General features: G+C 71.9%; 31 protein-coding genes. 22 read left to right on the forward strand and 9 right to left on the reverse strand.

The window, feature by feature from the left end; all coding sequences use genetic code 11:
* The first annotated feature begins 5 nt into the window (after positions 1-5).
* From AC3ANR_RS05700 to AC3ANR_RS05715, 4 genes are all read left to right on the forward strand, one after another.
* Entirely contained in the window at positions 6-272 is a 267-nt protein-coding gene (locus AC3ANR_RS05700; RefSeq protein WP_488290907.1) for a GIY-YIG nuclease family protein, read from the forward strand.
* A 46-nt stretch (positions 273-318) separates the two neighbouring features.
* Complete coding sequence (locus AC3ANR_RS05705; protein WP_488290908.1) at positions 319-723, forward strand: FKBP-type peptidyl-prolyl cis-trans isomerase; 405 nt, start codon at positions 319-321, stop codon at positions 721-723.
* A 99-nt stretch (positions 724-822) separates the two neighbouring features.
* Positions 823-1179 (forward strand): hypothetical protein, encoded by a 357-nt coding sequence (locus tag AC3ANR_RS05710; RefSeq protein WP_488290909.1) that lies wholly within the window; start codon positions 823-825, stop codon positions 1177-1179.
* Between the two features lie 33 nt (positions 1180-1212).
* Positions 1213-2310, forward strand: coding sequence for a CapA family protein (locus tag AC3ANR_RS05715; RefSeq protein WP_488290910.1), 1098 nt, complete (start codon positions 1213-1215; stop codon positions 2308-2310).
* An 87-nt stretch (positions 2311-2397) separates the two neighbouring features.
* Here AC3ANR_RS05715 and AC3ANR_RS05720 read toward each other — a convergent pair whose 3' ends face one another.
* On the reverse strand, positions 2398-2949 hold the full coding sequence (locus tag AC3ANR_RS05720; protein WP_488290911.1) for a GNAT family N-acetyltransferase: 552 nt from the start codon (positions 2947-2949) through the stop codon (positions 2398-2400).
* A 138-nt stretch (positions 2950-3087) separates the two neighbouring features.
* Here AC3ANR_RS05720 and AC3ANR_RS05725 point away from each other — a divergent pair, with 138 nt between their 5' ends.
* Positions 3088-3648: a GNAT family N-acetyltransferase gene (locus AC3ANR_RS05725; RefSeq protein ID WP_488290912.1), complete on the forward strand. Its 561-nt coding sequence runs from the start codon at positions 3088-3090 to the stop codon at positions 3646-3648.
* Positions 3624-4328, forward strand: coding sequence for a class I SAM-dependent methyltransferase (locus tag AC3ANR_RS05730; protein WP_488290913.1), 705 nt, complete (start codon positions 3624-3626; stop codon positions 4326-4328). The genes AC3ANR_RS05725 and AC3ANR_RS05730 overlap by 25 nt, the downstream gene beginning before the upstream one ends.
* 42 nt (positions 4329-4370) lie before the next feature.
* Here AC3ANR_RS05730 and AC3ANR_RS05735 read toward each other — a convergent pair whose 3' ends face one another.
* Positions 4371-4880, reverse strand: coding sequence for a hypothetical protein (locus AC3ANR_RS05735; RefSeq protein ID WP_488290914.1), 510 nt, complete (start codon positions 4878-4880; stop codon positions 4371-4373).
* 161 nt (positions 4881-5041) lie between these two features.
* On the opposite strand from AC3ANR_RS05735, the gene AC3ANR_RS05740 reads away from it, so the two are divergent.
* Positions 5042-5443 (forward strand): hypothetical protein, encoded by a 402-nt coding sequence (locus AC3ANR_RS05740; RefSeq protein ID WP_488290915.1) that lies wholly within the window; start codon positions 5042-5044, stop codon positions 5441-5443.
* A gap of 34 nt (positions 5444-5477) precedes the next feature.
* On the opposite strand, the gene AC3ANR_RS05745 is transcribed toward AC3ANR_RS05740, so the two are convergent.
* The gene (locus AC3ANR_RS05745; protein WP_488290916.1) at positions 5478-6410 is read right to left on the reverse strand and encodes a M14 family metallopeptidase; all 933 of its coding nucleotides are present in this window, start codon (positions 6408-6410) and stop codon (positions 5478-5480) included.
* Positions 6411-6526: 116 nt separating this feature from the next.
* Between AC3ANR_RS05745 and AC3ANR_RS05750 the strand changes: the two genes are divergently transcribed.
* The 3 genes from AC3ANR_RS05750 to AC3ANR_RS05760 all read left to right on the forward strand — a co-directional run bounded on the left by AC3ANR_RS05750 (position 6527) and on the right by AC3ANR_RS05760 (position 10236).
* Entirely contained in the window at positions 6527-7759 is a 1233-nt protein-coding gene (locus AC3ANR_RS05750) for an adenylate/guanylate cyclase domain-containing protein (protein ID WP_488290917.1), read from the forward strand.
* 28 nt (positions 7760-7787) lie between these two features.
* A complete protein-coding gene (locus AC3ANR_RS05755) occupies positions 7788-8363 on the forward strand; it encodes a sugar O-acetyltransferase (protein ID WP_488290918.1) in 576 nt (191 codons plus the stop codon).
* A gap of 196 nt (positions 8364-8559) precedes the next feature.
* Complete coding sequence (locus tag AC3ANR_RS05760; protein WP_488290919.1) at positions 8560-10236, forward strand: protein kinase domain-containing protein; 1677 nt, start codon at positions 8560-8562, stop codon at positions 10234-10236.
* A 60-nt stretch (positions 10237-10296) separates the two neighbouring features.
* On the opposite strand, the gene AC3ANR_RS05765 is transcribed toward AC3ANR_RS05760, so the two are convergent.
* Genes AC3ANR_RS05765 through AC3ANR_RS05775 form a run of 3 tightly spaced genes read right to left on the reverse strand, consistent with a single transcriptional unit; the run spans position 10297 to position 13682 of the window.
* On the reverse strand, positions 10297-10842 hold the full coding sequence (locus AC3ANR_RS05765) for a GAF domain-containing protein (RefSeq protein WP_488290920.1): 546 nt from the start codon (positions 10840-10842) through the stop codon (positions 10297-10299).
* Positions 10843-10847: 5 nt separating this feature from the next.
* Entirely contained in the window at positions 10848-11813 is a 966-nt protein-coding gene (locus AC3ANR_RS05770; RefSeq protein WP_488290921.1) for a Bug family tripartite tricarboxylate transporter substrate binding protein, read from the reverse strand.
* 33 nt (positions 11814-11846) lie between these two features.
* On the reverse strand, positions 11847-13682 hold the full coding sequence (locus AC3ANR_RS05775; protein ID WP_488290922.1) for a gamma-glutamyltransferase family protein: 1836 nt from the start codon (positions 13680-13682) through the stop codon (positions 11847-11849).
* A 128-nt stretch (positions 13683-13810) separates the two neighbouring features.
* Here AC3ANR_RS05775 and AC3ANR_RS05780 point away from each other — a divergent pair, with 128 nt between their 5' ends.
* From AC3ANR_RS05780 to AC3ANR_RS05795, 4 genes are all read left to right on the forward strand, one after another.
* On the forward strand, positions 13811-14719 hold the full coding sequence (locus AC3ANR_RS05780; protein ID WP_488290923.1) for a LysR family transcriptional regulator: 909 nt from the start codon (positions 13811-13813) through the stop codon (positions 14717-14719).
* A 79-nt stretch (positions 14720-14798) separates the two neighbouring features.
* Entirely contained in the window at positions 14799-15743 is a 945-nt protein-coding gene (locus AC3ANR_RS05785; protein WP_488290924.1) for an NYN domain-containing protein, read from the forward strand.
* A gap of 85 nt (positions 15744-15828) precedes the next feature.
* The gene (locus tag AC3ANR_RS05790) at positions 15829-16056 is read left to right on the forward strand and encodes a hypothetical protein (RefSeq protein WP_488290925.1); all 228 of its coding nucleotides are present in this window, start codon (positions 15829-15831) and stop codon (positions 16054-16056) included.
* 16 nt (positions 16057-16072) lie between these two features.
* Positions 16073-16813: an RNA pseudouridine synthase gene (locus AC3ANR_RS05795; protein WP_488290926.1), complete on the forward strand. Its 741-nt coding sequence runs from the start codon at positions 16073-16075 to the stop codon at positions 16811-16813.
* A 41-nt stretch (positions 16814-16854) separates the two neighbouring features.
* On the opposite strand, the gene AC3ANR_RS05800 is transcribed toward AC3ANR_RS05795, so the two are convergent.
* Both AC3ANR_RS05800 and AC3ANR_RS05805 read right to left on the reverse strand, forming a co-directional pair.
* The gene (locus AC3ANR_RS05800) at positions 16855-17076 is read right to left on the reverse strand and encodes a hypothetical protein (protein ID WP_488290927.1); all 222 of its coding nucleotides are present in this window, start codon (positions 17074-17076) and stop codon (positions 16855-16857) included.
* Between the two features lie 213 nt (positions 17077-17289).
* Positions 17290-18126: a hypothetical protein gene (locus AC3ANR_RS05805; protein WP_488290928.1), complete on the reverse strand. Its 837-nt coding sequence runs from the start codon at positions 18124-18126 to the stop codon at positions 17290-17292.
* A gap of 293 nt (positions 18127-18419) precedes the next feature.
* On the opposite strand from AC3ANR_RS05805, the gene AC3ANR_RS05810 reads away from it, so the two are divergent.
* The 7 genes from AC3ANR_RS05810 (at position 18420) to AC3ANR_RS05840 (ending at position 23281) form a co-directional block, all read left to right on the forward strand.
* A complete protein-coding gene (locus tag AC3ANR_RS05810) occupies positions 18420-18629 on the forward strand; it encodes a hypothetical protein (protein WP_488290929.1) in 210 nt (69 codons plus the stop codon).
* A 220-nt stretch (positions 18630-18849) separates the two neighbouring features.
* Entirely contained in the window at positions 18850-19206 is a 357-nt protein-coding gene (locus tag AC3ANR_RS05815; protein WP_488290930.1) for a SpoIIAA family protein, read from the forward strand.
* 100 nt (positions 19207-19306) lie between these two features.
* Positions 19307-20188, forward strand: a complete 882-nt coding sequence (locus tag AC3ANR_RS05820) for an isocitrate lyase/PEP mutase family protein (protein WP_488290931.1) — start codon at positions 19307-19309, stop codon at positions 20186-20188.
* Positions 20189-20237: 49 nt separating this feature from the next.
* The gene (locus AC3ANR_RS05825; RefSeq protein WP_488290932.1) at positions 20238-21257 is read left to right on the forward strand and encodes a Bug family tripartite tricarboxylate transporter substrate binding protein; all 1020 of its coding nucleotides are present in this window, start codon (positions 20238-20240) and stop codon (positions 21255-21257) included.
* A gap of 17 nt (positions 21258-21274) precedes the next feature.
* Entirely contained in the window at positions 21275-22075 is an 801-nt protein-coding gene (locus tag AC3ANR_RS05830) for an SDR family oxidoreductase (protein ID WP_488290933.1), read from the forward strand.
* Positions 22076-22169: 94 nt separating this feature from the next.
* Complete coding sequence (locus AC3ANR_RS05835) at positions 22170-22553, forward strand: hypothetical protein (RefSeq protein ID WP_488290934.1); 384 nt, start codon at positions 22170-22172, stop codon at positions 22551-22553.
* A gap of 119 nt (positions 22554-22672) precedes the next feature.
* A complete protein-coding gene (locus AC3ANR_RS05840; RefSeq protein ID WP_488290935.1) occupies positions 22673-23281 on the forward strand; it encodes a hypothetical protein in 609 nt (202 codons plus the stop codon).
* A 41-nt stretch (positions 23282-23322) separates the two neighbouring features.
* On the opposite strand, the gene AC3ANR_RS05845 is transcribed toward AC3ANR_RS05840, so the two are convergent.
* Entirely contained in the window at positions 23323-24297 is a 975-nt protein-coding gene (locus tag AC3ANR_RS05845; protein ID WP_488290936.1) for a questin oxidase family protein, read from the reverse strand.
* A gap of 61 nt (positions 24298-24358) precedes the next feature.
* Between AC3ANR_RS05845 and soxR the strand changes: the two genes are divergently transcribed.
* On the forward strand, positions 24359-24838 hold the full coding sequence (soxR, locus tag AC3ANR_RS05850) for a redox-sensitive transcriptional activator SoxR (RefSeq protein WP_488290937.1): 480 nt from the start codon (positions 24359-24361) through the stop codon (positions 24836-24838).
* Positions 24839-24866 lie beyond the last annotated feature (28 nt).

Genomic DNA, 24866 nt, shown 5'->3' on the forward strand with positions numbered 1-24866 from the left:
TTGCATTGAGCGCCGCAACCCCCTACTGGCTGTACCTGCTCGAATGCGACGGTGGCCGCTACTACGCGGGGATCGCCCTCGACGTCGAGCAGCGCTTCTTCCAGCACGTCCTGGGCGTGGGGGCGAAGTTCACCCGCGCCTTCCAGCCGGTGCGCGTGCTGGCGGCACGCGAGTACGAATCCAGGTCGGCGGCCCTGCGCGCCGAGATCCGCCTGAAGCGCCTGCCGCGCACGCACAAGCTCGCCTTCTTCGAAGCGCAGCCGCCACGGTGACGGCGGCGCGATCGGTCGGCGGCCGCGCATCGCCGACAATGCGCCGATGCGCCGCGCCCCACTGATCCTGTCCGCCCTCGTCCTGCTTGCCTCGTGCGCCACGACGGCGCCGCCGGTCACCACGGCCAGCGGGCTGGTGTACCAGTCGCTGCGCGAAGGCGCCGGGCCGTCGCCGGCCCCCACGGACACGGTGAAGGTGCACTACCGCGGCACGCTCGCGGACGGCCGGGTGTTCGACAGTTCGTACGCCCGCAACGAGCCCGCCGAGTTTCCGCTCAACCGCGTCATCCGGTGCTGGACCGAAGGCGTGCAGATGATGAAGGCCGGCGGCAAGGCGCGCCTGACCTGCCCGCCGTCGATCGCGTACGGCGAACGCGGCGCCGGCCAGGGCCTGATCCCGCCGAACGCCACGCTGGTCTTCGAGGTGGAACTGCTCGGGATCCGGCACTAGCCTGCACTTCTCGATCGGCGGGGCGGCGCCGCGCCGGCCGGCCCATCCTGCTGCTCATCGATGAAGGACAATGGACCACCTGACGCGGAGTCCTTGCGCATGACGCCCTTCTCAGTGACGGTCCACCGCGGCCACTACCTGCTGCTGGTCGCCACCGGCGATGCCGAGCTGGCCGACCTCCTGGGCCTGGTGGACCTGGCGGCCAGGATTTCCAGGGACGAGGGCGACCGGCGGGTGCTGGCCGACCTGATCTCGATCAACGTCCTGTTTTCCGACGACGACTACCGCCGGCTGCAGGTCTACGCCGTGAAGGCCTTGTTTCATCTGGAGCGGCTCGCCTACACCGTCCCGGCCTGCTACAACGAGGGCAAGGACGACCCGCCTGCGCTTCCCGCCGGCGCGGCCGTGCGCACCTTCAGCGACCTGCGCGCGGCGTGCGACTGGATCGCGGCCTGAAGCCACCGGCGCGGCGTCCTGCCGGAGGACGCGATGGACCTGCTGCTGGGCGGCGACGTGATGTGCGGCCGCGGAATCGACCAGGTGCTGGCGCACCCGGGCTCGCCCGAGCTCTTCGAGCGCTGGGTCGACGATGCGCGCGTCTACGTGGACCTGGCCGAGCGCGCCAACGGCCCGGTGCCCAAGCCGGTCGGGCCTGCCTACATCTGGGGCGACGCGCTGGACGTGATGGACCGCCGGCGCGAAGCGCTGCGCATCGTCAACCTCGAGACCGCCATCACCGCCGCCGGCGAGCCCTGGCCCGACAAGGGCATCCACTACCGCATGCACCCGGCCAACGTCGAGTGCCTGCGCGCGGCGCGCATCGACGGCTGCAGCCTGGCGAACAACCACATGCTGGACTGGGGTCGCGCGGGCCTGCAGGACACGCTGGACACGCTGTCCGCGGCCGGCATCGCTTGCGCGGGCGCCGGCCCGGACGAGCGGCACGCCACCGAGCCGGCGATCCTGCAGGGCCAGGCGGGGCGCGTCCTGCTCTCGGCCTGGGCCGTCGACAGCAGCGGCGTCCCCCCCGAGTGGGCGGCCACCGCGTCCGCCTCCGGCGTGGCGCTGCTGCGCGAGCTCAGCACGAACGCGGCGCGTGACGTCGCCGACCGCATCGCGGCCGTGCGGCCCGAGGGCGCCTGCGCCGTGGTCTCGCTGCACTGGGGCGGCAACTGGGGCTTCGCCATCCCCGCCGCACACCGCACGTTCGCCCACGCCCTGATCGACCTCGGCGCGGCCGACGTGGTGCACGGCCACTCCTCCCATCACCCGCTGCCGGTGGAGGTCTACCGGGGCAGGGCGATCCTGTACGGCTGCGGGGACCTGGTGAACGACTACGAGGGCATCGGGGCGCACGGCAACCTGCGCAGCGACGCCGCCTGCCTCTACGCCCTGTCGCTCGCCGCCACCGGCGAACTGCGCGCCCTGCACGTCATTCCGCTGCAGCTGCGGCGGTTGCAGCTGGGCCGGGCGGATGCGCCGACCAGGCGGTGGCTGCATGGCATCTTCGACGAGCATGGCAGGGCGTTCGGAACCGGCGTGGCCGATGCCGCCGACGGCAGCTTCGAGCTGCGGTGGCCGCACTGAGGTGGGGCGGTCACGCGTTCTTCGGAACGCGATCGATCGACTTCCTGGGGCGGTCACCGCCGGCGCAGCCGGGCGTGCGGGCCGTTGCTAGCCGGCAGGCGGCCCGGCAAAGAGCCGCGCCGCGCCCTCCAGGACGCCGGCGCGCGCCTGGAACACCTCTTCGCGCCTGGCGTCCAGCTGCTTGGCCAGCTTCACCAGCAGGCCCATCTCGGCCGTGAACTCAGTGCCGACGATGGTGTAGCCGGCCTTCATCTTGGCGATCAGCACCGCGCTGTTGGCGGCCCGGTGGTGCGACTCGATGCGAACACAGCGCAGCGCGCGTGCTTCCTCTTCCATGGCAGCGACCAGCCGCGTGTAGAGCCCCTGACGCCGGTAGCCGGGCTCGACCGCCGAATTGGAGACATAGAGCACCCCGCCGGGGCCCAGGAAGGCGTGGCTCCAGCCCACCAGGGTGTCCGCGTCGAACGCGCCGATGCGAACCTGCTGCGCCTGGCTCGGCGTGGGCGAGGGGCCCGCCGGGCCGAACAGGCGCCCGGCCACCGCGCGCCTGTCGGGGTCGTGCAGCAGCCGGTTCACCAGGTCGGTGAAGGCCGGCTCCGCGAATCGATCGATCGTGCGCAGGGTGATGGGGCCTGTCATGGCGCGATCATGCCAGCGCCGGCGGCGGCTGCCGCCGGGCCAAAGCCGCGGCGCACGCTGTCTCTCAGCGAAAACACGGTCACGCTGCACGTGACAGGCGCCGATAATTTCGCCATGGGGAGGCCAGGGCACTCTTGCATGGAGATCCGCAGCGCTCTTCCCGAGGACTGCCGCGCCGTTGCGCAGGTGCATGTCGCGTCGTGGCAGGCGGCCTACGCCGGCCTGCTCAGCCCGGACTTCCTGGCCGGCCTCTCGGTCGATCGGCGTGAACGGTCCTGGCGGCAGGTGCTGGCGGAAGGCGTCTCGCAGCTGCTGGTCGCGCACGACGCCGACGGCCTGCTCGGTTTCTCCTCCTTCGGTCCCTCGCGCGACCCGGACGCACCACCAGGTCGTGGCGAGCTCTGGGCGCTCTACGTGCATCCCGATGCCTGGTCGACCCGGGTCGGCAAGACGCTGTGGGAAGCGACGCACGAGCGGCTGCAGTCGCTCGGCTTCTCGTCCGTCAGTCTCTGGGTGCTGGAAGGCAATGCCCGGGCCATCCGGTTCTATTCGGCCGCGGGCTTCGTCGCGCAGCCGGAATCGGGCAAGGCGTTCGAGCTCGGGGGCTCGACCGTGCGCGAGGTGAGGATGGTCCAGGCACGCCAGCCCTCACCGATGGATTCGAAAGGAAAACCATGCCAGGCAGATTCGAGGGGTTGAGCCAGCGCGAGCTGGCCGAACTGGACGCGGTGTTCGCCACCCGCGAGAGTCCGTGGTGGGATTCGTTCTACCAGGACCGTGCCAGGCCCATCCCGTTCTTCACGGCGGCGCCGTGCGAGAGCCTGGCCGAGTGGGTCGGCGGCGGATTGATCCCGCCGGGCCGGGCACTCGATCTCGGTTGTGGCAGCGGGCGCAATGCCGTCTTCCTGGCCCGACGCGGCTTCCGGGTGGAGGCGGTCGACTACTCGAGCACCGCCATTGCCTGGGCCCGGGAGCGTGTCGCCGAGGCCGGTGTCGAGGTGGCGTTGGCGTGCCGCAATGTCTTCGACCTGGAACTCCAGCCCGCCAGCTACGACCTGGTGTACGACTCGGGATGCTTCCACCACCTGGCCCCGCATCGCCGCAAAGCCTATGTCGACCTGGTCGTGCGTGCGCTCAAGCCCGGCGGCTGGTTCGGCCTGGCCTGCTTCCGGCCCGAGGGCGGCAGCGGGTACTCGGACGACGAGGTCTATGAGCGCCGCTCGCTCGGCGGGGGGCTGGGGTATACCGAGGAACGCCTGCGGGAGATCTGGTCGCAGGGGCTGCAGGTTCGGCGCTTGCGGCAGATGAACCGGCCCGGCGCCGGGAGCGGCCTGTTCGGCGAAGACTTCCTCTGGGTGCTGCTCGCCCAGAAGGCGTGAGCGCTCCGCGCCGCGCTGCAAGCGCCCCGCCGCGCCGCCCGGTCAGCGCAAGCTCAGGTGGATCGTGCTCACTTGCGTGCTGTCGAACGTGGACGTTGCAACGAGCACCACATCGATCGGCAGCAGCGCCGGACCATAGAACGCCGATTGCAGGACGACCCGCGATGGATCGAACTGCTCCTGCGAGATGGTGACGCCACCGACATCCACGGTGGTGCCGTTGGCAAACAGCGGGCTGCCGTTCACCGAGAAGCTCCACGACACCGCCTCGTTCGCATCGAACTCGATCGTCTGGCCGACCGCCGCGGACACGTCGATCTGCTGGCCGCTCGACACGCGGCCGTAGTTCGACCCCGCGACGACCACGCCGATGTCGATGCCTGCCGCGGTGGTCACGCCGAGATCCCCGCCGCCGCCGCACCCGGCCAGGCCCAGGGCCGTCGCGAACACGATGGCGCCGAGCCATCCGCGGATGGGGCGGGGCCGACGTTCCTGGAGGGGCTCGGTGGCGCCGCGCATCACGGCGGCTGTCGAATCGATGGGGCTGGTCATGGCGTGGTCCTTCGGAGCGGCGACTGTCCTCGATGCATGCTGAACCGGCGCTGAACCGCTGCGGGAAGCGAATGCGCGATGCGGCCGGGGGATGCCGGCGGGATGACGGGCGGGACAGCCAGCGCTGGCCCGGCGCGCAGGCAGCCCGCTATGCTCCGGGCGTGATCTCCTCACTCGTCTCGCGCGCCAGCGCCGCGCTCCTGCTGCTCGGCGGCCTCGCGCTCCTCTTCGCTTCGGACGTCGTCCTGCCGGCCCTGGTCCCCGGGTTCCCTCCGGCGGCCGCGTGGCTCGGGCAGTTGCTCGGCGCCGCGTGGCTCGGGGTGGCGGCGATCAACTGGCTCCTGCGCTTCGCCGTGCTGGGCGGGATCTATGGCCGGCCGGTCGTCCTGGCGAACCTCGCCCTGTACTTCGTGAGCGCGGCCAGCCTCGCTCGCGCGCTACCCGGCGGCGCGGCGCCGCCGGCCCTGTGGCTGGCGTTCGTCCCGGCGGCCGCCCTGGCCGTGGCGTACGGCGCGCTGCTGCTGCGCGGCCCGTTCGATCCGCTGCAGCGGCCCGCGGGCTGACGAGGCGCCGCAGTGGCGCCCCGCGCGCCGCCGTCTACAACGCGCGCGCGATGTACAAGCCCTCGCGGCCGGGCACGGCCTGCCGTGCCGGCATCAGGATGGTGCAGTCCTCGGGTGCGCGGATGTCGGTGTCGCCGTCGGTGGCGATCAGCTCGCCGCGCGCGAAGGTCTCGAACCCGGTGACGGGGCGGGTGAAGCGGAAGTCCGGCGTGCGCATCACGTACGTCTGCAGCAGCTGGTAGCGGCGCTGCGGCGCGGCCCCGTGCAACGGCCGCGCCTCGATCAGGCCGAAGTGCGCCAGGAAGTCCAGCGTGACCTGCACCGCCAGGTCCGAGGTCGCCTGCAGGAAGTGCTGGCCGCACTCCGCGACCAGGGCGACGCCGGCATCGGAGCCCGCTTCGCCGTGGCGCCCGTGCTGGATGACGGGCGTGCCCGAACCCAGGCCGTCCGGCATCACCAGGTGCACGGCGGGGCGCCCGATCGCCAGCGCGGCCTCGGCGTTGCGCGCGAAGTCCGGATAGACCCAGAACGGCTCCACGTCCTGCGAGGTGGAGTGCAGGTCGAGGATGTGGTCGGCCGCCGCCACGACGGGGCGCAGCTCGCGTGCGCGCGACAGCTCGGGGCTGTCCTCGTCGCCTTCGAGCCAGTCGGGCGACCACACGCGGTTGAGGTTGTGCACCAGCTGGCGGCTGTCGAAGGGGCGCTGCGCGTCGAACGACTCGTACGCCGCCACGTTGGCAAAGCTCACCGTCAGCGTGCCGATGCGCGGCCGAACGCCCGTGTCCAGCAGGTGCGTGGCGGCCACCATGCCGCACAGCTCGTTGCCGTGCGTGAGCGCGTTGACCAGGACATGCGGTCCCGGCCGTCCCGAGTCGAAGCGGTGCACATAGGGGATGCCGGTGTTGCCGGCGCGGTAGGCGCCCAGGTCGCGCGGGAGCACCTGGAGGAGGGGAGGGGCAGCGGTCATGGGGCACATTCTGACGCCAGGTTCCCCCGCCTCGCCGGAGGCCGCGGCTGCCGCCCCGTACACTCGCCCGCAGCCCGCGCCGGGGCCAACCGGCGGCAACTGCGAGGGAGGTGGTCTTGACGGATCCTGATTTCCCCGGATGGCTGGCACAGAAGTCCTGGAAGCAGGGCGTGCGCTTCTGCAAGGTCGCGGCCTGGCTGGTGCCGCTGGTGGCACTGTCGGTCGACGGGCCGATGCTGTTCGACCCGGTGCGCCGCAGCCACCCGTCGTGGATCGCCATGGCGATCTGGCACGTCGCGGCCGAAGCCATGTGCGTGGGCGCCGTCCTCATCGACCGCACGCCCTTCGCGCAGCGCCGGCCCCAGGCCTGCCTGACCGCCCTGGCGGGCGGGCTGCTGCTGCTCACCACCCTCATCGCCATCATCAACTGGACGATCGTGGGGGACCTGTCGATGTTCGCGCTGGGCGCCGTGTTCGTGGCCACGGTGCTGTGCACGCCGCGCCCGACGCGGCGCCCGCTGTACCTGGCCGGCGTGGCGCTGATCTTCGCCTTCATCGTGTTCCGGGTGCCGGACGCGCAGTCGCTGCTGAACGCGATGGTGAATCCGGTCTCGGTCGCGATCGTGGCCGTGCAGCTGGACAAGTACACCTACGAGCGCAACGTGGAGCTGTTCGGCGAGAAGCAGCGGGCGGAGCACGAGCGCGCTCGCGCCGACAAGGTGCTGTACAACGTGCTGCCCACCTCCATCGCGGACGAACTGAAGGCCAACGAGCGGGTCAACGCCGTCAAGTTCGACGGCATGGGCGTGCTGTTCGCCGACCTCGTGGGCTTCACCACCTATTCGAGTTCGCTGCCGCCGCAGTCGCTGGTGGTGGTGCTGGACGAGATCTTCTCGCGGTTCGACCACCTGGTCGACCGCCATGCGCTCGAGAAGATCAAGACCATCGGCGACGCCTACATGGCAGTGTCTCAGCGGCGCACCGAAGACCTGGCGGCGCTGGCGCTCGACATGCTGCGTGCCATCGAGGCCTACAACGCCGACAACGGCACCGCCTTCCAGCTGCGCATCGGCCTGCACGTCGGGCCGGCCGTCGCGGGCGTGATCGGCGTCAAGCGGTTCCTCTACGACGTCTGGGGCGACACGGTCAACGTGGCCAGCCGCATGGAGTCCAGCGGCGAGCCCGGCCGCGTGCACGTCACGCAGGCGGTGCGCGAGCAGTTGCGTGGCCGCTTCCTGTTCGAGGAGCGCGGTGGCATCGAGGTCAAGGGCAAGGGACGCATGACCACCTACTTCCTCGGCGAGCCGGCGCCGCGCGTGGCGAGCCCGGCGGTGCCTGCGCTGGCCTGAGCAGCAGCCCCGAGGGCAGAATCGGCGCATGAAGTCCGAGCTGGAAAAGATGCTCGACGGCGAGTTGTACGACGCCAGCGCGCCGGACCTGGTGGCCGCCCGCGAGCGCGCACGCGAGCTGTGCGTGCGCATCAACGGCCTGGCGCCGGCCGAGCCGCAACGGCGCGAGTTGCTCAAGCAGCTGTTCGGCGCCGGCGGCGACACGGCGACCATCACCTCGCCGTTCTACTGCGACTACGGCGCTCACATCGAACTCGGCGAGGGCGTCTATTTCAACTTCAACTGCGTGGTCCTCGACGTGTGCCGCGTCCGCATCGGGGCCCGCACGCTCATCGGCCCGGCCGTGCAGATCTACACGCCGCTGCATCCGCTGGATGCCGTGCAGCGCCGCGAGCAGGAGTACGGCCGGGAGGTGGAGATCGGCCGCGACGTGTGGATCGGCGGCGGCGCGGTGATCCTGCCTGGCGTGCGGATCGGGGACGCCGCCGTGATCGGCGCGGGCAGCGTGGTGACGCGCGACATCCCCGGCAACGTCCTCGCCGCGGGCAATCCTTGCCGCGTCGTGCGCAGCCTCACGCAGGCCGCGAACGGACCCGCCGGCTAGGCGCGGACGGCTGCAACGCCCGGCACGGAAGGCGGCCTGCCTGCATGCTCAGCGCGGGCCGCACGTGCGGATCCTCCGCCGTCCTACAGCCGGGGATGATGTGAACTTCGACCATGGCTCGCATGCAGAACGAGTTGGCATCGACAGGGCGCGGAACGCGCCGCCGGGCACGCCCTGACGTCCGGGCAGCCAGGCCGTGACCGGAGCGGACGCGACCGTCGATGGTGTCGAGCCGGCCGGCTCGTCGTTCGAAGGCGAGGTGCTGGCGCACTACCTGGCGCGCGTGGGCCGGCTGCCTGCCTTGCAGGGCCTGGCCTTCGCCGTGCAGTTGCTGTCGGCGCTGGAGGCGCTGCACCGGCAGGGCGTGGCGCACACCGCGATCGACCCCCGGCACCTTCTGGTCAGCCGCACCGGCCGGCTGCAGGTCCCCGGACCGGACGCAGGGGTGGCGTTGCCGGCGGCAGCAGGGCGGCCCGGCGCACCGGCGCCAACGCCCTCCATGGCGCCGGAGCAGAAGCTCGGCCTGCGCGCCGACCAGCGCGCGGACCTGTATGCGGCCGCTGTCGTGAGTTACGAGCTGCTGACCGGAGCGTTGCCGTTTCCGGTGGACGGGGTGAACGGCGCCCACGGTGCGAACGGAGCGGACCATGGTGCTCCGCACGGGGCGCCGCGACCCGTCCGTGCGTCCCGTCCGGAGCTGCCGGCCGGTCTGGACTCCGTGTTCCAGCGCGCCCTCGCGCGGAGTCCTGACGCCCGGTTCCCTGGTGCCGCCGAACTGTCGGCCGCCTTGCAGGCGGCGCTGCCGGCCCCGTGCTGGGAGCGGCGCCCCGTGGCGGTGCGCCGGGCGGCGGTCGTTGCGCCTTGCGAACCTGTGCACGTGGACGACACGATTCGGGTGGAGCAGCCGGTTCACGTGGAGCAGCCGGTTCACGTGAAGCAGCCGGTTCACGTGAAGCAGCCGGTTCATGTGGAACAGCCGGTTCAGGTGGACGAGTCGGTCCTCGTGGTCGACACGATTCAGGTGGACGAGCCTGATCGGGCGGACGCGATGATCCCCGTGCTGCCCTCGCGGGACGTCGCGCGCGGGTCACCGCTGGGTCGCCGCGCCAACCGGCTGGGGCTGGCTCTTGCCGCGGGTTGCGCGGCGGCGCTCGTGCTGGCCGCGACCTGGATGGGCGGCGCGTCGACGCCCGAAGCGCCGGTGAGGGTGGCCGACGCCCGAGCGGAAGCGGCAGCGCGCGTGGATGCTCCGCAAGCGCAGCCGGTGCAGGCGCAAGTGCCAGAAGCCCCGGAAGCGCAACCGGTGCAGCAAGTGCCAGCGCAAGTCCGGGAAACGCCAGAAGCGCGGCTAGTGGAGCCAGTGCAGCCGATGCGGGACGTGCGGGACGTGCAGGACGTCCGGCAAGCGCAGCAGCCGGCAGCGCAACGGATCGCACTGGCCGATGCGCCGCCGCCGGCAGCCTCCCCCGGACCCGGCACCCCTCTCCCGGTTGCATCGGAGCCGATCCCGATCACGCCGCCGCGTTCGCCCGACGCGGTGCAGACGACGCCGGAGCGCCCCCCTGTTGCGGCACCCACCCCGCAGGCCTCGCGGGGTGCCGTGGAGCCGCGACGCCACGGCGCGAGGCTCGCCAGCGCGCGCGGGGCCGCCCCCGAGCCGCGGATGCGGCGGGTGTCGACGCGCGCGGCGCGACCCTGGCAATCCGCCCGCCCCGACCTCAGTTGCACGCAGGACATGGCGATGGCGCGCGAGCTGTGCACGGCCGTCCAGTGCGCGACGGCCGAGTTCCGCAAGCATCCCGTCTGTGTGCGGATGCACGCGGAGGGCGCCCGCGCCCGCGCCCGTCTGGCCGAGACGTTCGGCGGTCCTTGAGCCTTGCCGCTCTTGGCGACCTTCGCCGGACGGCCCCGCTACGACACCGGCAATGACCCGCTAGGACGGCGCCTGCAGGCGCAGTGCGAACGGCGTGGCCAGCAAGGCAAGCAGCCGCACCGCCGCAATGTCCTGCCGCCGCCACCGCGGTTGCATCCCCAGCACGTTGAACGTCGCGCGGCAACGGCCCCCTTCGATCATCGGCACGTTGATCACGGCCCGGAGGCCGAGTTGCGAAATGCGCGCATGGTCATCGAAGGCACTCGCCAAGGCGTCGTCTCCTTCCCCGATGAACACGTGTCCGCGCACCAGCAGCTGCTCGGTCCAGGGCGTGGGCTGCTTGCGCTTGCGCCCGCCCACCGGATAGGCGGACGGGTTGGACGACCAGCCGCGCTGCAGGTGGATCTCTCCCGGTGGGTCGCCAGGCCGGGTGGCGACCAGGTTCACGGTCAGCAGGCCCGGGCCCAGCAGCGACTCGCGGGCGGACTCGATCCGGGCCAGCGCCTGGGCGGCATCCGGGCTGCGGCCCAGCTCGTCGCAAAGGGCCTCGCAAAGGGCGAGCGGCAGGACGCCGCTGGCCGGGTCGGCGGCGAGATCGGGCGGCATCCGCGTCAGTCCAGCTTGATCGACAGGTCCTTGATCAGCTTTCCGTAGCGCTGCGTGTCCTGCTTCAGCTGCCCGGCCAGCTGCTCGGGCGTGCTGTTGACGACTTCCACGCCGATGGCATCCATGCGCTTGCGCAGTTCGGGCTGGGCGAGCGCCTTGTTGATCTCCGCGTTGAGCTTCGTGACCAGGTCGTGGGGCATCCCGGCCGGGCCGAAGACGGCGTACCAGACGCTCATGTCGAAGCCAGGCAGGACTTCCGAGACGGTGGGCGTGTCGGGGAGCAGCTTGGACCGCTTGGGCTCGGTCACGGCGATCAGCTTCAGCTTGCCGGCGGCCACGTGGGGCAGCGTCTGCGTGCCCGCGGAGAACAGCACCTGCGTCTCGTTGGCCACCGTGGCCAGCACCGCGGGCGCGCCGCCCTTGTACGGCACGTGCAGCATCTCGATTCCCGCCGCCTTCTGGAACATCTCCGCGCTCAGGTGGTTGGTCGAGCCGCCTCCGGCGGATGCGTAGGCCAGCTTGCCGGGGTTCGCCTTGGCATAGGCAATGAATTCGCGCAGGTTGCTGGCGGGGATCGAGGGGTGGATCACCATCGTGTTGATCACGTTGGCGACCAGGGCGATGGGGGTGAAGTCGTCCGCGCCCTTGAACGGCATGTTGCTCATGAGGGCGGGGTTCATCGCATGGGTGCTCATGGACCCCACGAGCAGCGTGTAGCCGTCGGGCCTGGCCTTGGCGACGGCCAGCGAACCGATGTTGCCCGAGGCCCCGGCGCGGTTGTCCACGACGACCGCCTGGCCCATGGACTTGGTCAGCTGTTCGCCGATGGCCCGCGCCAGGATGTCGGTCGACCCGCCGGGCGCCCAGGGCACGATGAGGGTGATCGACTTGTCGGGGTAGGCGGCCCAGGCAGAGTGGGCGGCACAGCCGAGGGCCACGGCCAGGAAGGTGCGGCGCAGGAGGTGGGTCATGGATGGTTTCCTTCGAACGAACGGTTGTGGGGCTCAGCGGCCGACGGCGTAGCCTTGCATGCCGCGCGGATTGGCGCCCGCGCGCAGGATGCGGCGGCCCTGCGCGTCGGTGCTGCGGCTGGCGGCGCACAGCCGGCCCTCGGACCAGGGCTCGCCCACGTGGACCTGGTGGCCGAGGGCGCGCAGTTGCTCGATCTCCTGCGGCGCAAGACGCGACTCGACGTGCAGCGTGTTCAGTACCGTCTGCCGCGGCCAGAACGAGCTGGGGGCGTGCTTCACGTGCCAGGCCGGCGCGTCGATGGCCTGCTGCAGGTCCAGGCCGTGCACGGCATGGCGCAGGAAGAAGGCCACGGACCACTGGTCCTGCTGGTCCCCGCCGGGCGTGCCGAAGGCCAGATAGGGCTCGCCATCGCGCAGCGCAAGCGTCGGGGACAGGGTCGTGCAGGGCGCCACGCGCGGCGTGACGGTGTTCGGCAGGCCGGCGTCGAGCCAGGTCATCTGCAGGCGGGTGTTGATCGCGAATCCCAGCGCCGGCACCACCGGGCTGGACGACAGCCATCCGCCCGACGGGGTGGCCGCGACCATGTTGCCGTGCCGGTCGATCACGTCGACGTGGCAGGTGTCGCCGACGAAGATCTCGCGGTCGGCCCACTCGGCCACGGGTGGCAGGGTGGCGAACGTCGGCTCGCCGATGCCGAACCGGGTGTCCGCCTGCTGCAAGGTGCGGCCGGCGACGGCCAGGTCGGGCAGTTGCGGGGCGTGGCCGGCGGGCGAACCAGGGCGCAGCTGGTCGGAGGCGCGCCCCGGGTCCACCAGCGCCCAACGTTGCCGCAGGTAGTCATCGGACAGCAGCGCCTGCTGCGCGGCCGGATCGGCGCCCGGCGCGACCCCGTACCAGGCCAGCCGATCCGCCAGCGCCAGCTTGGCCGCTTCCGCCAGCCGATGCACGAAGCCGGCGGTCGGCGGCGCGTGGGCGGCCAGGTCCGCGTGGCGCAGCATGCCGAGCTGCTGCAGGAATATCGGGCCCTGGCTCCAGAAGCCGCACTTGGCGACGGTGTAGCGCCCGAACGTGCCGGTGAGCGGTGCCTCCACCTGCACCCGCCAGTCCGCCATGTCTTCGTAGCGCAGGAAGCCGGCATGGTTCTCGCCGCTCGTGTCCCGGACGGCGTGCGTGCGGTAGTAGCGGTCGATTTCGCGCGCGACGAAGCCCTGTTGCCAGCAGCGGATGGCGGCATCGATCACGCCGGTGCGGCCGCTGCCCTCGCGCTGGGCGGTCTCCACGATGCGCTCGTACGTGGCGGCAAGCGCCGGCAGCCGGTGCAGGCTGCCGGGCGCCGGAACCTTGCCGTCAGGCAGCCACACGGCGGCCGAGGACGGCCAGTGCGCCAGGAACAGGTCGCGCACCGCCAGGATGGCCTGTGCCACCCGTGGCAACACGGGGAATCCGTCGCGCGCATAGGCGATCGCCGGCGCCAGCACGTCCGCCAGCTCCCACGTGCCATGCTCGCGCAGCAGGGTGAGCCAGGTCGGGAACGCGGCCGGGACGGTGGCCGGCAACAGGCCGATGCCGGGCACCTGCTCGAAGCCCAGGCCACGGAACGCCGCCGCCGACGCGAGCTGGGGCGCGCTGCCCTGGCCCCGCAAGGCATGCATGCGCCGCTCGCGCTCGCTCCACAGAAGGATCGGCACCTCGCCGCCGGGCCCGTTCAGGTGGGGTTCCACGACCTGCAGCACGAAGCCGGCCGCCGCCGCTGCGTCGAACGCATTGCCGCCCCGCTCCAGGACACCCATCGCCGTCTGCGAGGCGATCCAGTGCGTCGACGATGCGACGCCGTAGGTGCCGGTGATCTCGGGGCGGGTCGTGAACATGCGGCTCAGTGTATCGACCGTGCATAGGCCAATCGGCATGTTTTTCGATGGAATCATGTAGCGATGGCTATGGCGCGACGTACCATCCCGCCATGCCGAGTCCCACTGTGCAGCGACTGTCCGCGCGCTTGAAGCTGCGCCATTTCGCGCTGCTGCTCGAACTTCAGCGGCAGGGATCCGTGAGCCGTGCCGCCCAGCGCCTGGGCCTGGCGCAGCCCACGGTCACCCGCGCGCTGGCCGAGATCGAGGCCATCTTCATGGCGCCCCTGTTCGTGCGCAGCCGCCGGGGGCTGGAGCCGACGCCCGCCGGTGAGGTGGTGTTGGCGCGCGCCCGCCATGCGCTCGCCGATACCGCCGCGCTCGAGCGCGATCTCGCCGCCGTCGAGGCGGGGTTCCGGGGCAGCCTTCGCATCGGGGTCATTCCCTTCCTGTCGAACAGCACGCACGACGCGCTCTGGCGGCACTTGCTGGATTTGCGGCCAGCCCTGCGCTATGAAGTGGAGGAATCCACCAGCGACCGCCTGCTGGAGGCCATCAAGGCCCGGCGGATCGATTGCGCCATCTGCCGCTTCACGGCGGCGAGCGCAGGCGACGGGCTCGTCCTGCGCCCCCTGTACCAGCAGGAGCCGCGCCTCGTGGTGTCGGGCCATGCGGCGAAGCGACTGGCCCGCAGCGGGCTCGATTGGGAAGCCTATGCCGCGATGCGCTGGATCCTGCCGCCGCTGCAGACGCCGATCCGCGACATGATCCAGGCGATCTTTGCGTCCGCGGGCCAGCCCGAACCCGCGGCGGTGCTCGAATCGTTCGCCGAGAAGACCCTCAAGTCGCTGCTGCGCCAGCTGCCGGACGCCATCACCATCCTGCCCGATGACATCGCCGCCGAGGTCGCGGATGCCGCCGGCGCCCGGGTGCTGCCGCAGCGCCTGCAGTGGAACCTGCCGCCGATCGGCCTGGTGCGGCTCGACGGCCTCAGCAACGCACAGCTGATCGACCAGGTGGCCGAGGCGGTCCGCCGCGCGCACCAGGCTCAGCGATGACCTCCGCGGCGGGGCATCGCCGCCGTCCCGCCTGGCCGGTTCCGCCCCCCATTACCATGCAGGCAGGGGAGAACTGAACATGCTCAAGAGCGATGCGGCGGACGGGCGAACCGTCGCCTTGTACTGGGATTTCGAGAACATCCATGCGGGCCTGTGCGAGGAGCGCGATCCCGGCTCCTACGGCCGCAACGACGTGCGGTTCAAGCCCCAGGACCCGCTGGTCAACGTGCAGGCGGTCGTGGAGTTCGCCGCGTCGTTCGGGCCGATCGCGATCAACCGCGCGTACTGCAACTGGCAGTTCTTCGGACGCTACCGGGATGCCCTGCTGCAGAACGCCGTCGAGCTGATCCAGCTGTTCCCCCCGGGCGGGGCCGCCAAGAACGGCGCCGACATCAAGCTGTGCCTGGACGCGACCGAGGACATCGGGCGCTTCGCCCACATCGGCACGGTCATCGTCGTGGGCGGCGACAGCGACTTCATGCCCGTGTCGCAGAAGATCAAGGCCGCGGGCCGCACGCTGATCGGGGTGGGAACGCGCAGGGCCACCAACCGCCATTGGGCCAAGAGCTGCCATGAGTTCCGCTACTACGAGAACCTGGTGGAAGTGCGCGAAGACGTGGCGCCTGCGCCCGCACCGGCCGCCCCCGCCGCGGCCGGCGACAAGCCCGCAGCCGAGGCGGAGGCAGTCCCTGAGGTCGCTGGATCCGTGGCTGCCGCCGCCGACCCTTCAGTTGCCGCTGCCGCCGATGCGCCGGCCGACCTGCTGCGGCGGGCGCTGCGGCTGCTCGCGGAAAAACGCGGCGACGCCTGGGTGAACAAGGGGGAGATCTGGCCCATGGTGAAGCGGCTGGACCCCACCTTCGAGGTCACCGAGCATGGGCACAAGACCTTCGCGGGCCTGTTGAAGGCACTCGACGACATGCTCGAGGTGCGCAAGGGCGAGTCCGACCAGCAGGTCCGTCTTCGGGAGCCATCGGCGCAGGGCCATCCTGCGGATGTGGCCGCCGAGGGCGGGCCGGGATAGGGCAACGCGTCGGCAGGAAAGCGACGGCAGCCAGCCCGATTGCGGGGGACAATCGGGCATCCACCGCAACCGAGGAAGCCGCGCTTTGCCCCGACCCACCGCCTGGTCCGACAAGATCGTCGCGCTGCTGCGCGCCGGAAACACGGCCGCCGCCATCGCCCAGGTGAAGGTGGCGCCGAGCGTGCGCGACCTGCGCGCGCTGGAGAAGGCGCTCGCGGCGGCGCAGCTGGCGGGCCGCTGGAAGGATGTCGACCTGGCCATCGGCGAGAGCATCCAGGCGCTGTCCGCGCCGCGCCTGCACCGCTCGCCCTGACGGAGGCGCCGCGGACATGGTGGACACCGAACCTCGCCTCCCGGCCGGCGAGCCGCAGCGGCTCTCCAAGGTCGTCGCGGCCATGAAGGGGTGCTCGCGCCGCGAGGCGGAGCAGTACATCGCGGAAGGCTGGGTGCGCGTGGACGGCAGCCGCGTGGAGGAGCCGCAGCACCGGGTGGGCGACGCGCAGCGCGTCGAGATCGATCCGCAGGCGCGCTTGCAGCCGCCGGCGCCCGCCACGCTGCTGATGCACAAGCCGGCCGGGATGAGCACCGCCCAGGCGCACGCGCTGCTCGGCGCGGCGTCGCACTGGACGGGCGACACGTCGGGCATCCGGCGCATCAAGAGCCACGCCGTGGGCCTCACGACACTGATGCCGCTGCCGCCGCAGGCCGGCGGCCTGGTCGTCTTCAGCCAGGACGGGCGCATCGTGCGCAAGCTCACCGAGGACGCGGGCCTGGTCGAGCAGGAGCTGGTCGTGGACGTGTCGGGCACTGCCGCACCCGACGCCCTGGCACGGTTGTGCGGCGGCCTGGTCCGGGATGGCAAGCCGCTGCCGACCGCCCGCGTGAGCTGGCAGAGCGATGCGCGGCTGCGCTTTGCCAGCAAGGGCCTCGCGCCGGAATGCATCCCGTGGATGTGCGCGCAGGTGGGCCTGACCGTCACCGCGCTCAAGCGCATCCGAATCGGCCGCGTGGCGATGGCGGGCCTGCCCCCCGGGCAATGGCGATATCTGCCACCGGGCCAGCGCTTCTAGGGCACGCGGGGCAGCGGCGGCGCGCCTTCGCGCGACGGCCGTCAATGCAGCTTGTCGAGCGCCTTGAGCAGCCTGGCGAGCGCCAGGTCCCGCTCCTCGAGCGTCTTTCGGCAGAGCGTGATGGCCTCCCAGCGGCCGTCCGGCTGCTGGACGCTGAGCGTGGCCGAGTCGATCTCGCTGCGTTCGATCCGCCGAAGCAGGTCGTCCATCGCGGCGATGAGGTCGGCCTGGTTGAGGACCACAGGCAACTTCCCCCGGGGCATGCGGGCAGGATACGGCGCGGCGCGGTGCGATGCGGCGCGCGCGCCACGGGCACGACGATTGGCGCAGGCCGAAAGGCTTCGGCGGCCGGCGCGCTTAATTCCGTCGGCCTACACGGCGTGCTGGGCAGCAGCGCAGGTCATGCGGACAGCCGGACCCGGATGGTGATGCCACCGTTCGCCATTGGCCGGGCCGACGCCGGCCTCGTCGCCGGGTCAGCGTTCGTCCAGCGGCACCGTGAGCTTCATCGAGGCCCGGTGCCGCGCTTCCGCATCCACTTCCACGCCCGTCGCCAGGCTCGCGCGGCGCGGCAGCGCCAGGCTCGTTCCGAACATCAGCGCCGAGGCATCGCCGGCGTCCCAGCGCACCTGGCGCGTGTAGCGCACCTCCATCCGCGCCCGCGAGGCGATGGGCCACTGCGTGCCCAGGCGCAGCCCGGCGCGCGGCTCGGTCCCGCCCGACGGCGAGACGTAGCCGCGGGCGGCCGCGTCGAGGCCGAAGGTCCAGCGCGAGCGGCCCGCGATCCGGGTGGTCTCGAGGTCCCAGCGCGCGCCTTGCGCCGCCGGCGTGCTCGATTGGGACACCAGGGCCTGGACGGCATCGCCGTCGCCGAAGTCCTGCCGCAGCTGCAGCACCTGCCCGCTGCGGGCGGGCGTCCACTCGCCGGACGTGTCCGCGGCCAGCCCGCCGCCCAGCGGCGCACGCCAGGCCGCTGCCGTGCCACCGGCTTCCAGCTCGCGCAGCTGCACCTGGCCCGGCAGGCCGGGGGCGGGCAGTTCCAGGCTGGTCTCGCCGCGTTGCAGGGCGCGTTCGTCGCCGGGTGCCACGCGCACCGTGGTGCGCAAGGTGCCGGCCGGCGTCGCCACCGAGCCGTCGAGCCGGCCGGGTGCGGCCGTGCGGTCGGCGGCCCCGAACTGCTCGAGCCCGATCTCGATGCCTGGCACGGGCTGCATCACCGCCCGGCCCACGGGTTCGGCACTGGCGTGCCCCATCCCCAGGCCCAGGATCAGGACCGTGAGCAGGTGCGGGCGGCAGGGCAGGTGGCGGGGCACGTGTCGTCTTTCCTCAGGCACGGATGGTAGGGGCGCCGCCGCCGGTGGCGCGACTGTGACGGGGCGTGCGCAACCTGCCCCGGCGCAACGTGACGGATGTCGCGCCCGGCCTGCACGGTGCGGCGCCGGCGCCACGAACTTACTTTCGTGACGAGCGGAAACACCGCGGCTCACCGATGGTTCCAGAAAATGGAACAACTTCGGGCGCCGCACCCGTCGCCGTCATCGCCTGGCGGCATGGAGCGCGGCCGGCTCGCCTGACCGACGGGGGTGCAGATCCAATGAAACGCGAAATGCAATTGCGCGCCATCCACCGCCTTGCGATCGGCGACGTCGTTCAACTCGCCAGCGACGAGCGCCTGTACAAGGTCATGAGCGTCCACAAGGACGCCAGGAACCCCGACGAGCGCTGCAAGGTCGACCTCGAGGCCATCGACGGATCGGCCTCCGCCACGATCGTGAGGACGGGGCGTGATCTCGTGCAGGTGCTGCTGTCGTTCTGAGCCGGGCCTGGGTGGAGCAAGGACTTCCTTGTCGTTGCGGGCTCGACCCGCGATCCAGTCCGGTGGTCGGGCCGGCCGCCGTCGCTGGATGCCGGGTCGAGCCCGGCATGACAAGCGGGGGGGCGGGAAGCCGCCAACCATGGACCGGACGCGCCCATGCATCGACGACACCCGACCGGCTAGACTCGCCGCGGGGCGTTCACTGCCCAGCTGAATCTTGATGTTCAACATAGCGATCTCGCGTGACGACTACCTGCTCGTCGTGTGCACCGGGCGACCCAGCCTGAAGGACTACCAGGCCGGCGTCGGGTTGATCGCCGATGTCGTGGAGCGCGAGGGCGTGCGCAGCGTCCTCATCGACCTGGCCAGCATTCCGTACGGACTCACGGACCACGAGCGGATCGAGCTGGCCCGCCATGCGGCGGTGCGCCTGAAGGACGTCCGGATCGCTGTCGTGGCCTACACGCCCTGGCGCCTGCAGGATCCGGAACTCGTCGCCAACCACATCGGGCTGCAGACGCAGGTGTTCGGCGACCATGCCGCGGCCCGGGCCTGGCTGGAACAGCCGGCAGGCTGAGGCACCGACCACCTGCAGAATGTGCCTGCGTGCGCGGCGCGCGCCTGAGACACGCTCCCTGTCCGCCGCGACCCCTGTCCAACCCATGCCATCCATTCCCATGTCCGCTCCCACTCCCTCTCCCCTGTCCCTGGCCCAGCGCCTTCGCCAGCCCGGCCTGGTCGTCGCGCCGGGCGTGTACGACATGGTCTCGCTGCGCCTGGCCGATACCTTCGGCTTCGACGCGCTCTACATGACGGGCTTCGGCACCGTGGCCAGCCACCTGGGGTTGCCCGACGCCGGCATCGCCACCTTCACCGACATGGTCCAGCGCGTGCGCACGATGGCCTCGATGGCGCGCGCCCCGCTGATCGCCGACGGCGACACCGGCTACGGCGGCCTGCTGAACGTGGCCCACACGGTGCGCGGCTACGAGGCCGCCGGCGCGGCGGCCATCCAGCTGGAAGACCAGGAGTTCCCGAAGAAATGCGGCCACACGCCGGGCCGGCGCGTGGTGCCGATGGCGGACATGGTGCGCAAGATCCGGGTCGCCTGCGAGGCCCGCTCGAGCCGGGACTTCCTCATCATCGCCCGCACCGACGCGCGCACCGCGCTCGGCCTGGACGAGGCACTGCGGCGGGCCGACGCCTACGCCGAGGCCGGCGCCGACATCCTGTTCGTCGAGTCGCCCGAGTCCGAGGAGGAGATGCGGCGCATCGGGCGCAGCACCCACCTGCCGCTGGTGGCCAACATGGTCGAGGGCGGCCGCACGCCGGTGCTGTCCCAGGCGGATCTCGAGGCGATCGGCTACCGCATCGCGATCTTCCCGGTCACCGCGCTGCTGGCCGCCACGCAGGCCATGCGAGCCACCTATTCCCATATCCGCCAGCAGGGCTCGTCGGCCGGACTGGCCGCGCCGCTGATGCCGTTCGGCGACCTGACGCAGCTGATGGGGTTCGAGGAGGTCTGGGCCTTCGACCGCCGTCACGCGGAACTGCCCTGACACCGCGGTGGCCGGGCTTCGAGACATCACCAACGACAAGGAGACAAGCATGCAACCCAACACCCACAGTTCCGCCGTCACGGGCCGCCGCCGCTGGCTGGCCGCCACCGCCCTGGCCGCGGCCGCGCTCGGCCTCGGCGCCGCCAGCCGGCCGGCCGCCGCGCAGGACGCCTGGCCCGCCAAGCCGATCCGGCTGGTGGTGCCGTTCACGCCGGGCGGCGTCACCGACACCAGCGCGCGCGTGGTCGCCGAGTTCCTCGGCCGCCGGCTCGGCCAGCAGGTCGTGGTCGACAACAAGCCGGGCGCGTCCGGCAACATCGGCATGGCGCTGGTCAAGGATGCGGCGCCCGACGGCTACACCCTGGCGCTGGGCTTCGACGGCACCATGGTGATCAACCCCCATGTCTTCGCCAAGCTGCCGTTCGACACGCTCAAGGACTTCACGCCGATCGGCAAGATCGGCAATGCCACGCTGATCCTGGTGGCCCACCCGGGCGCGCCGATCAAGACCGTCTCCGATCTCATCAGCGTGTCCAAGAGCACGCCGGGCGGGCTGTCGTTCGGCACCTCCGGCACCGGTGGCACGCCGCACATCGCGGGGGAACTGCTCAAGCTGCGCACCAACGCCAACCTGACCCACGTGCCCTACAAGGGCGGCGGCCAGGCCCTGACCGACGTGATCGGCGGCAACATCCCGCTGGTCTACACCGCGGTCGCGGGCGCGCACGGCTTCGTCAAGAGCGGCAAGGTGCGTGCCATCGCGGTGTCCAGCGCGCGCCGGTCGCCGGCGCTGCCCGACGTGCCCACCTTCGTCGAGGCCGGCGTGCCGGACTTCGTCGTCGACTCCTGGGTCGGCCTGCTGGCACCGGCGGGCCTGCCGCCCGCCATCGCCACGCGCCTGAACGGCGAACTCAACGCCGTGCTCAACGACCCCGAGGCGCGCGAGAAGCTGCGCACCCTGGGCATCGAGGCCACGCCGGGCAGCGCCGCGCAGTTCCGCGACGAGATGGCCCGCGACCTGGCGCGCTACGGCCAGGTGGTCAAGGCCGCCGGCATCAAGCTCGACTGACGCATCGGGAGGCCGCCATGGATCTGCAGCTTGCCGGCAAGCATGTGCTCGTGACGGGCGGCAGCAAGGGCATCGGCCTGGCCTGCGCGCAGGGCTTCCTGGCCGAAGGCGCCAAGGTCAGCCTGGTGTCGCGCAGCGCCGCCAACCTGGCCGCCGCGGTGGACCATCTGGCGCGGCAAGCCAGCGACGCGGTCGTGCCGGTGGCGGCGATCGCCGCCGACCTGCGGCTGCCGGCCGATGCCGAGCGCGCGCTCGCCGAGGCCGAGCGGTCCCACGGGCCGGTGGACGTCCTGGTCAATTCCGCGGGCGCGGCCCAGCGCACCGTGCCCGAGGAACTCGGCGCGCCCGCCTGGCACGACGCCATGGACGCGAAGTTCTTCACCTACGTGCACATGATCGACCTGGTGGTCAAGCGCATGGGTGCGCGCGGCGCCGGCGCCATCGTCAACGTGATCGGCGCGGGCGGCAAGTCGCCCAGCCCCTACCACCTGCCGGGTGGCGCCGCCAACGCGGCGCTGATGCTGGTGAGCGCGGGCCTGGCCGTCGCCTATGGTCCGCGTGGCGTGCGCGTGAACGCGGTCAACCCGGGCGCGACGCTCACCGGCCGCCTGCAGTCCGGCCTGGAGGTGGCGGCCCGGCTGGGCCGGATCACCGTCGACGAAGCGCTGGCCCGGGCCACCAGCGAGGTGCCGCTCGGGCGGCTGGCGCAGCCGGAGGAGATCGCGAACGTCGTGGTGTTCCTGGCCTCGCCGTGCGCCAGTTATGTCACGGGCGCGATCGTGTCGATGGACGGGGCCGCGCGGCCGATGGTGGTGTGAGGGCGATGGCCGCGGCGTGCGAACAATGCACGCTGGGCGGCACAAACACCTCCTGCCGAGGTGTGTCCCGTCCGCCTGTGCGTAGGCTGGGCGCATGGCACACGAAGAAGCGTCCAACGACTGGTCTCTCCCCCACCTGGAGCGGGTGCTGCTGGATTACCTGCAGGTCTGCCTGCGGATGGTCGAACGCTGGTTCGACAACGCGCTGTACACGCAGGCGAGCCGGGCGGCAGCGTCGGTCCGCGCCTTGCTGGGCCGCGATCCCGAGCTGTCGGAGCACACCAGTTCCATCCTGGGAGCGCACGACAACCTCATCCTGGCGCTCTGGCGCTCCACGCACATCCGCACCCGCGAAGCCAGGCTGCGGATCCAGCAATCGATCGACAGGCTCTTCGGCGCGGTGCACAGGCTGCGAGCGCGTGCCACCGAGCTGGCGGGCGTCCTGCACGGCCCTGGCGAGCGGGCATCGGATCCGTAGCAACGGCTTCGCCGGCGGCGCCGGGCCCGTGCCGGCTTGCGGGTGCGACCTCCCGCCTACAGCACATGAGGCTCGTTGCCGACGCCGATCGCCTCCCCTGTCAGTCACAAGATCGGCGCATGGAACCTCCCATCGCTCCGCGCGTCGTCACCAGCGTGCTGGTTCTGCTGGCCTGCGTCGTGGCGTCCTGGCGTGAGAGCGACGTCGCCCGGCACGACGTGGCTCGGTCGAGCGCGATGCCCGCGCCTCCTGTCGTGGCGCTGGACCGGCTCATCGCGCCGCCCTCGGGGACGGTTCAGCCCGCCCAGCCCACCGTGGATCTTCCTGCGCTCGTCGCTCCACTGGCTGCGCAGCGCGACCGCATCGAGGTCGCGCCGGCGGTTGAGCGGGTGAAGGCGCAGGCGGACCCACCTCGACCCTCGACCGAGGCTCGGCGGCCGCTGCGGGCGGTGCGGGTCGCAGCGAATGCTCGCGTGAGGAGCCAGGCAGGCCGAAGGGCCTCGGGCTCAACCCTGCAGGCGAAGGCGATGGTGAGTCGGCCGGCCGCCCGCCCCCTGGCTCGCCGCCTGGCGGCGCGTCGACCGATTGCGGTCGCCCGGGCGACCGTGCCACCGGTGCCGGCCGTGTTCGTGCCGCTGCGCAATCTGGGGCTGGCGATCCAGGCCAGGCTCATCGTCCCCAACGATGCCGCGCGCGGCGCTGCTGCGGGACGCGTGCGGCGAGCCTGAATGCGGGCCGCCGGCGGCCGCCTCGCGTTGGCCTGCGGACCCTAGACCGCCGCCACGGCCCGGCGTGCGGCGGCCAGGAACGCGTCCTCGGTCGGCGAGCCGGAGAGCTGCGTGCACGCGTGCACGAGCTTGATGACGTGGTCGTCCAGCGACGAGCGGGCCGCGGCCGCCACCTCGCCCCATGAACCGGCCGCCGCCCGCATCGGCTCGCGTGGGCCGACGCCACTGGCGACGATCGCCGCAGCCAGCGCGTGCCAGACCTGTGGCGGAGGCGCCGACAAACCCGCGAGGCGAAGCAGTGCCCGCGATGCGGTGACGACGTGCAGGACGGTGAAGTTCCCGGTGTCCGCGTAGAGGGCCGCGGCCCACTGTGCGGCCCGCGCGAGCGCATCGCCGGATGACCGCAGGCGGGGAGCGAGTCGACGGAAGGCGGTGGTGCCGGCGGCCTCGTCCATCCGCTGCGAGATGAAATGCCGCCCGGACCGCCAGGAGCGCGCCAAAGCTTCGGCCTCGGCCAGCCAGTCGTCGAGGTCCAGGTCCGGCTCCGCCGCCATGCCGGCGTCCACCGGCTGCCAGCGCGCGGCCCAGTACGCCAGGGCGGCGGCCAGCTCGCCCGGATGACCCAGCTCCCAGGCATGCGCGACCCGGATGGGGCCGTGGAAGGCCGCTGCAGCGACGCCGGGCCACAAGGACGGCAGCGCCTCCACCAGCGCGCCGCGGGTTCCGGCGATCGCGATGCGCGCGGTGAAGTGCCCGTGCCACGCCGTGAAGGCGCTGAAGTCGCCGAGGCGGGGCTCTCCAGCGACGGGCGCCTCGACGCTGGCGGCCGCGCTGGCCAGGCGGGTGCGTTCGACATAGGCGGCCGAGAAGCGGCGCAGCTGGACGTCGTCGGCGCCCAGCTCGTGCAGCGCATGCAGCGCCATCGGCAGGTGGTTGGTCAACCCATCGCGGTACTCGGGGGCGCGGCGGAGGTTGTCGTCAATGAGGTGGAACAGGGTCGAGGTCGCCATCGGCATCTCCAGGGATCGGATGGCGCTAAGCTTCGAACTTCAAGTGCACTTGAAGTCAAGGGATTTCATGCAGGCGGACGACCACCTCACGATCAGCGAGCTCGCGCAGCGCAGCGGTGTCGCCGCCAGCGCCCTGCGCCACTACGAGGCCATCGGCCTGCTGGCGAGCACGCGCAGCGAGGGCAACCACCGGCGCTACGCGCGTGGCACGTTGCGCCGGGTGGCCTTCATCCGCGCGGCGCAGGCCGTCGGCCTCTCCCTGGACGACATCCGCGCGGCACTGGCCACGCTGCCGGACTCGCGCACGCCGACGGCCGCTGACTGGCACCGGCTGGCGCTGGGCTGGAAGCCGTTGCTCGACGCGAGGATCGAGTCCCTCACGAGGCTGCGTGACCGGCTCGACTCGTGCATCGGCTGCGGTTGCCTGTCGCTCGACACCTGCGCCCTCTACAACCCGGGCGACCGGGCAGCTAGGCTGGGGAGCGGGGCGCGGTACCTGCTCGGCGACAGCCCCTCCTCGGCGCTTCGCCGCCAGCGGGCGCGTTAGCCGACAACGCCGATGTCGGGGCATCGCC

This window comes from Ramlibacter sp. JJN2-2R (assembly GCF_057747835.1).

Excerpts from the sequence above, each read along its gene's own strand:
- AC3ANR_RS05705 (WP_488290908.1), top strand. The coding sequence starts at position 319 with ATGCGCCGCGCCCCACTGATCCTGTCCGCCCTCGTCCTGCTTGCCTCG.
- AC3ANR_RS05710 (WP_488290909.1), top strand. The coding sequence starts at position 823 with ATGACGCCCTTCTCAGTGACGGTCCACCGCGGCCACTACCTGCTGCTG.
- AC3ANR_RS05715 (WP_488290910.1), top strand. The coding sequence starts at position 1,213 with ATGGACCTGCTGCTGGGCGGCGACGTGATGTGCGGCCGCGGAATCGAC.
- AC3ANR_RS05720 (WP_488290911.1), bottom strand. The coding sequence starts at position 2,949 with ATGACAGGCCCCATCACCCTGCGCACGATCGATCGATTCGCGGAGCCG.
- AC3ANR_RS05725 (WP_488290912.1), top strand. The coding sequence starts at position 3,088 with ATGGAGATCCGCAGCGCTCTTCCCGAGGACTGCCGCGCCGTTGCGCAG.
- AC3ANR_RS05730 (WP_488290913.1), top strand. The coding sequence starts at position 3,624 with ATGCCAGGCAGATTCGAGGGGTTGAGCCAGCGCGAGCTGGCCGAACTG.
- AC3ANR_RS05735 (WP_488290914.1), bottom strand. The coding sequence starts at position 4,880 with ATGACCAGCCCCATCGATTCGACAGCCGCCGTGATGCGCGGCGCCACC.
- AC3ANR_RS05745 (WP_488290916.1), bottom strand. The coding sequence starts at position 6,410 with ATGACCGCTGCCCCTCCCCTCCTCCAGGTGCTCCCGCGCGACCTGGGC.
- AC3ANR_RS05755 (WP_488290918.1), top strand. The coding sequence starts at position 7,788 with ATGAAGTCCGAGCTGGAAAAGATGCTCGACGGCGAGTTGTACGACGCC.
- AC3ANR_RS05765 (WP_488290920.1), bottom strand. The coding sequence starts at position 10,842 with ATGCCGCCCGATCTCGCCGCCGACCCGGCCAGCGGCGTCCTGCCGCTC.
- AC3ANR_RS05770 (WP_488290921.1), bottom strand. The coding sequence starts at position 11,813 with ATGACCCACCTCCTGCGCCGCACCTTCCTGGCCGTGGCCCTCGGCTGT.
- AC3ANR_RS05775 (WP_488290922.1), bottom strand. The coding sequence starts at position 13,682 with ATGTTCACGACCCGCCCCGAGATCACCGGCACCTACGGCGTCGCATCG.
- AC3ANR_RS05785 (WP_488290924.1), top strand. The coding sequence starts at position 14,799 with ATGCTCAAGAGCGATGCGGCGGACGGGCGAACCGTCGCCTTGTACTGG.
- AC3ANR_RS05795 (WP_488290926.1), top strand. The coding sequence starts at position 16,073 with ATGGTGGACACCGAACCTCGCCTCCCGGCCGGCGAGCCGCAGCGGCTC.
- AC3ANR_RS05800 (WP_488290927.1), bottom strand. The coding sequence starts at position 17,076 with ATGCCCCGGGGGAAGTTGCCTGTGGTCCTCAACCAGGCCGACCTCATC.
- AC3ANR_RS05810 (WP_488290929.1), top strand. The coding sequence starts at position 18,420 with ATGCAATTGCGCGCCATCCACCGCCTTGCGATCGGCGACGTCGTTCAA.
- AC3ANR_RS05815 (WP_488290930.1), top strand. The coding sequence starts at position 18,850 with ATGTTCAACATAGCGATCTCGCGTGACGACTACCTGCTCGTCGTGTGC.
- AC3ANR_RS05820 (WP_488290931.1), top strand. The coding sequence starts at position 19,307 with ATGTCCGCTCCCACTCCCTCTCCCCTGTCCCTGGCCCAGCGCCTTCGC.
- AC3ANR_RS05825 (WP_488290932.1), top strand. The coding sequence starts at position 20,238 with ATGCAACCCAACACCCACAGTTCCGCCGTCACGGGCCGCCGCCGCTGG.
- AC3ANR_RS05830 (WP_488290933.1), top strand. The coding sequence starts at position 21,275 with ATGGATCTGCAGCTTGCCGGCAAGCATGTGCTCGTGACGGGCGGCAGC.
- AC3ANR_RS05835 (WP_488290934.1), top strand. The coding sequence starts at position 22,170 with ATGGCACACGAAGAAGCGTCCAACGACTGGTCTCTCCCCCACCTGGAG.
- AC3ANR_RS05840 (WP_488290935.1), top strand. The coding sequence starts at position 22,673 with ATGGAACCTCCCATCGCTCCGCGCGTCGTCACCAGCGTGCTGGTTCTG.
- AC3ANR_RS05845 (WP_488290936.1), bottom strand. The coding sequence starts at position 24,297 with ATGCCGATGGCGACCTCGACCCTGTTCCACCTCATTGACGACAACCTC.
- soxR (WP_488290937.1), top strand. The coding sequence starts at position 24,359 with ATGCAGGCGGACGACCACCTCACGATCAGCGAGCTCGCGCAGCGCAGC.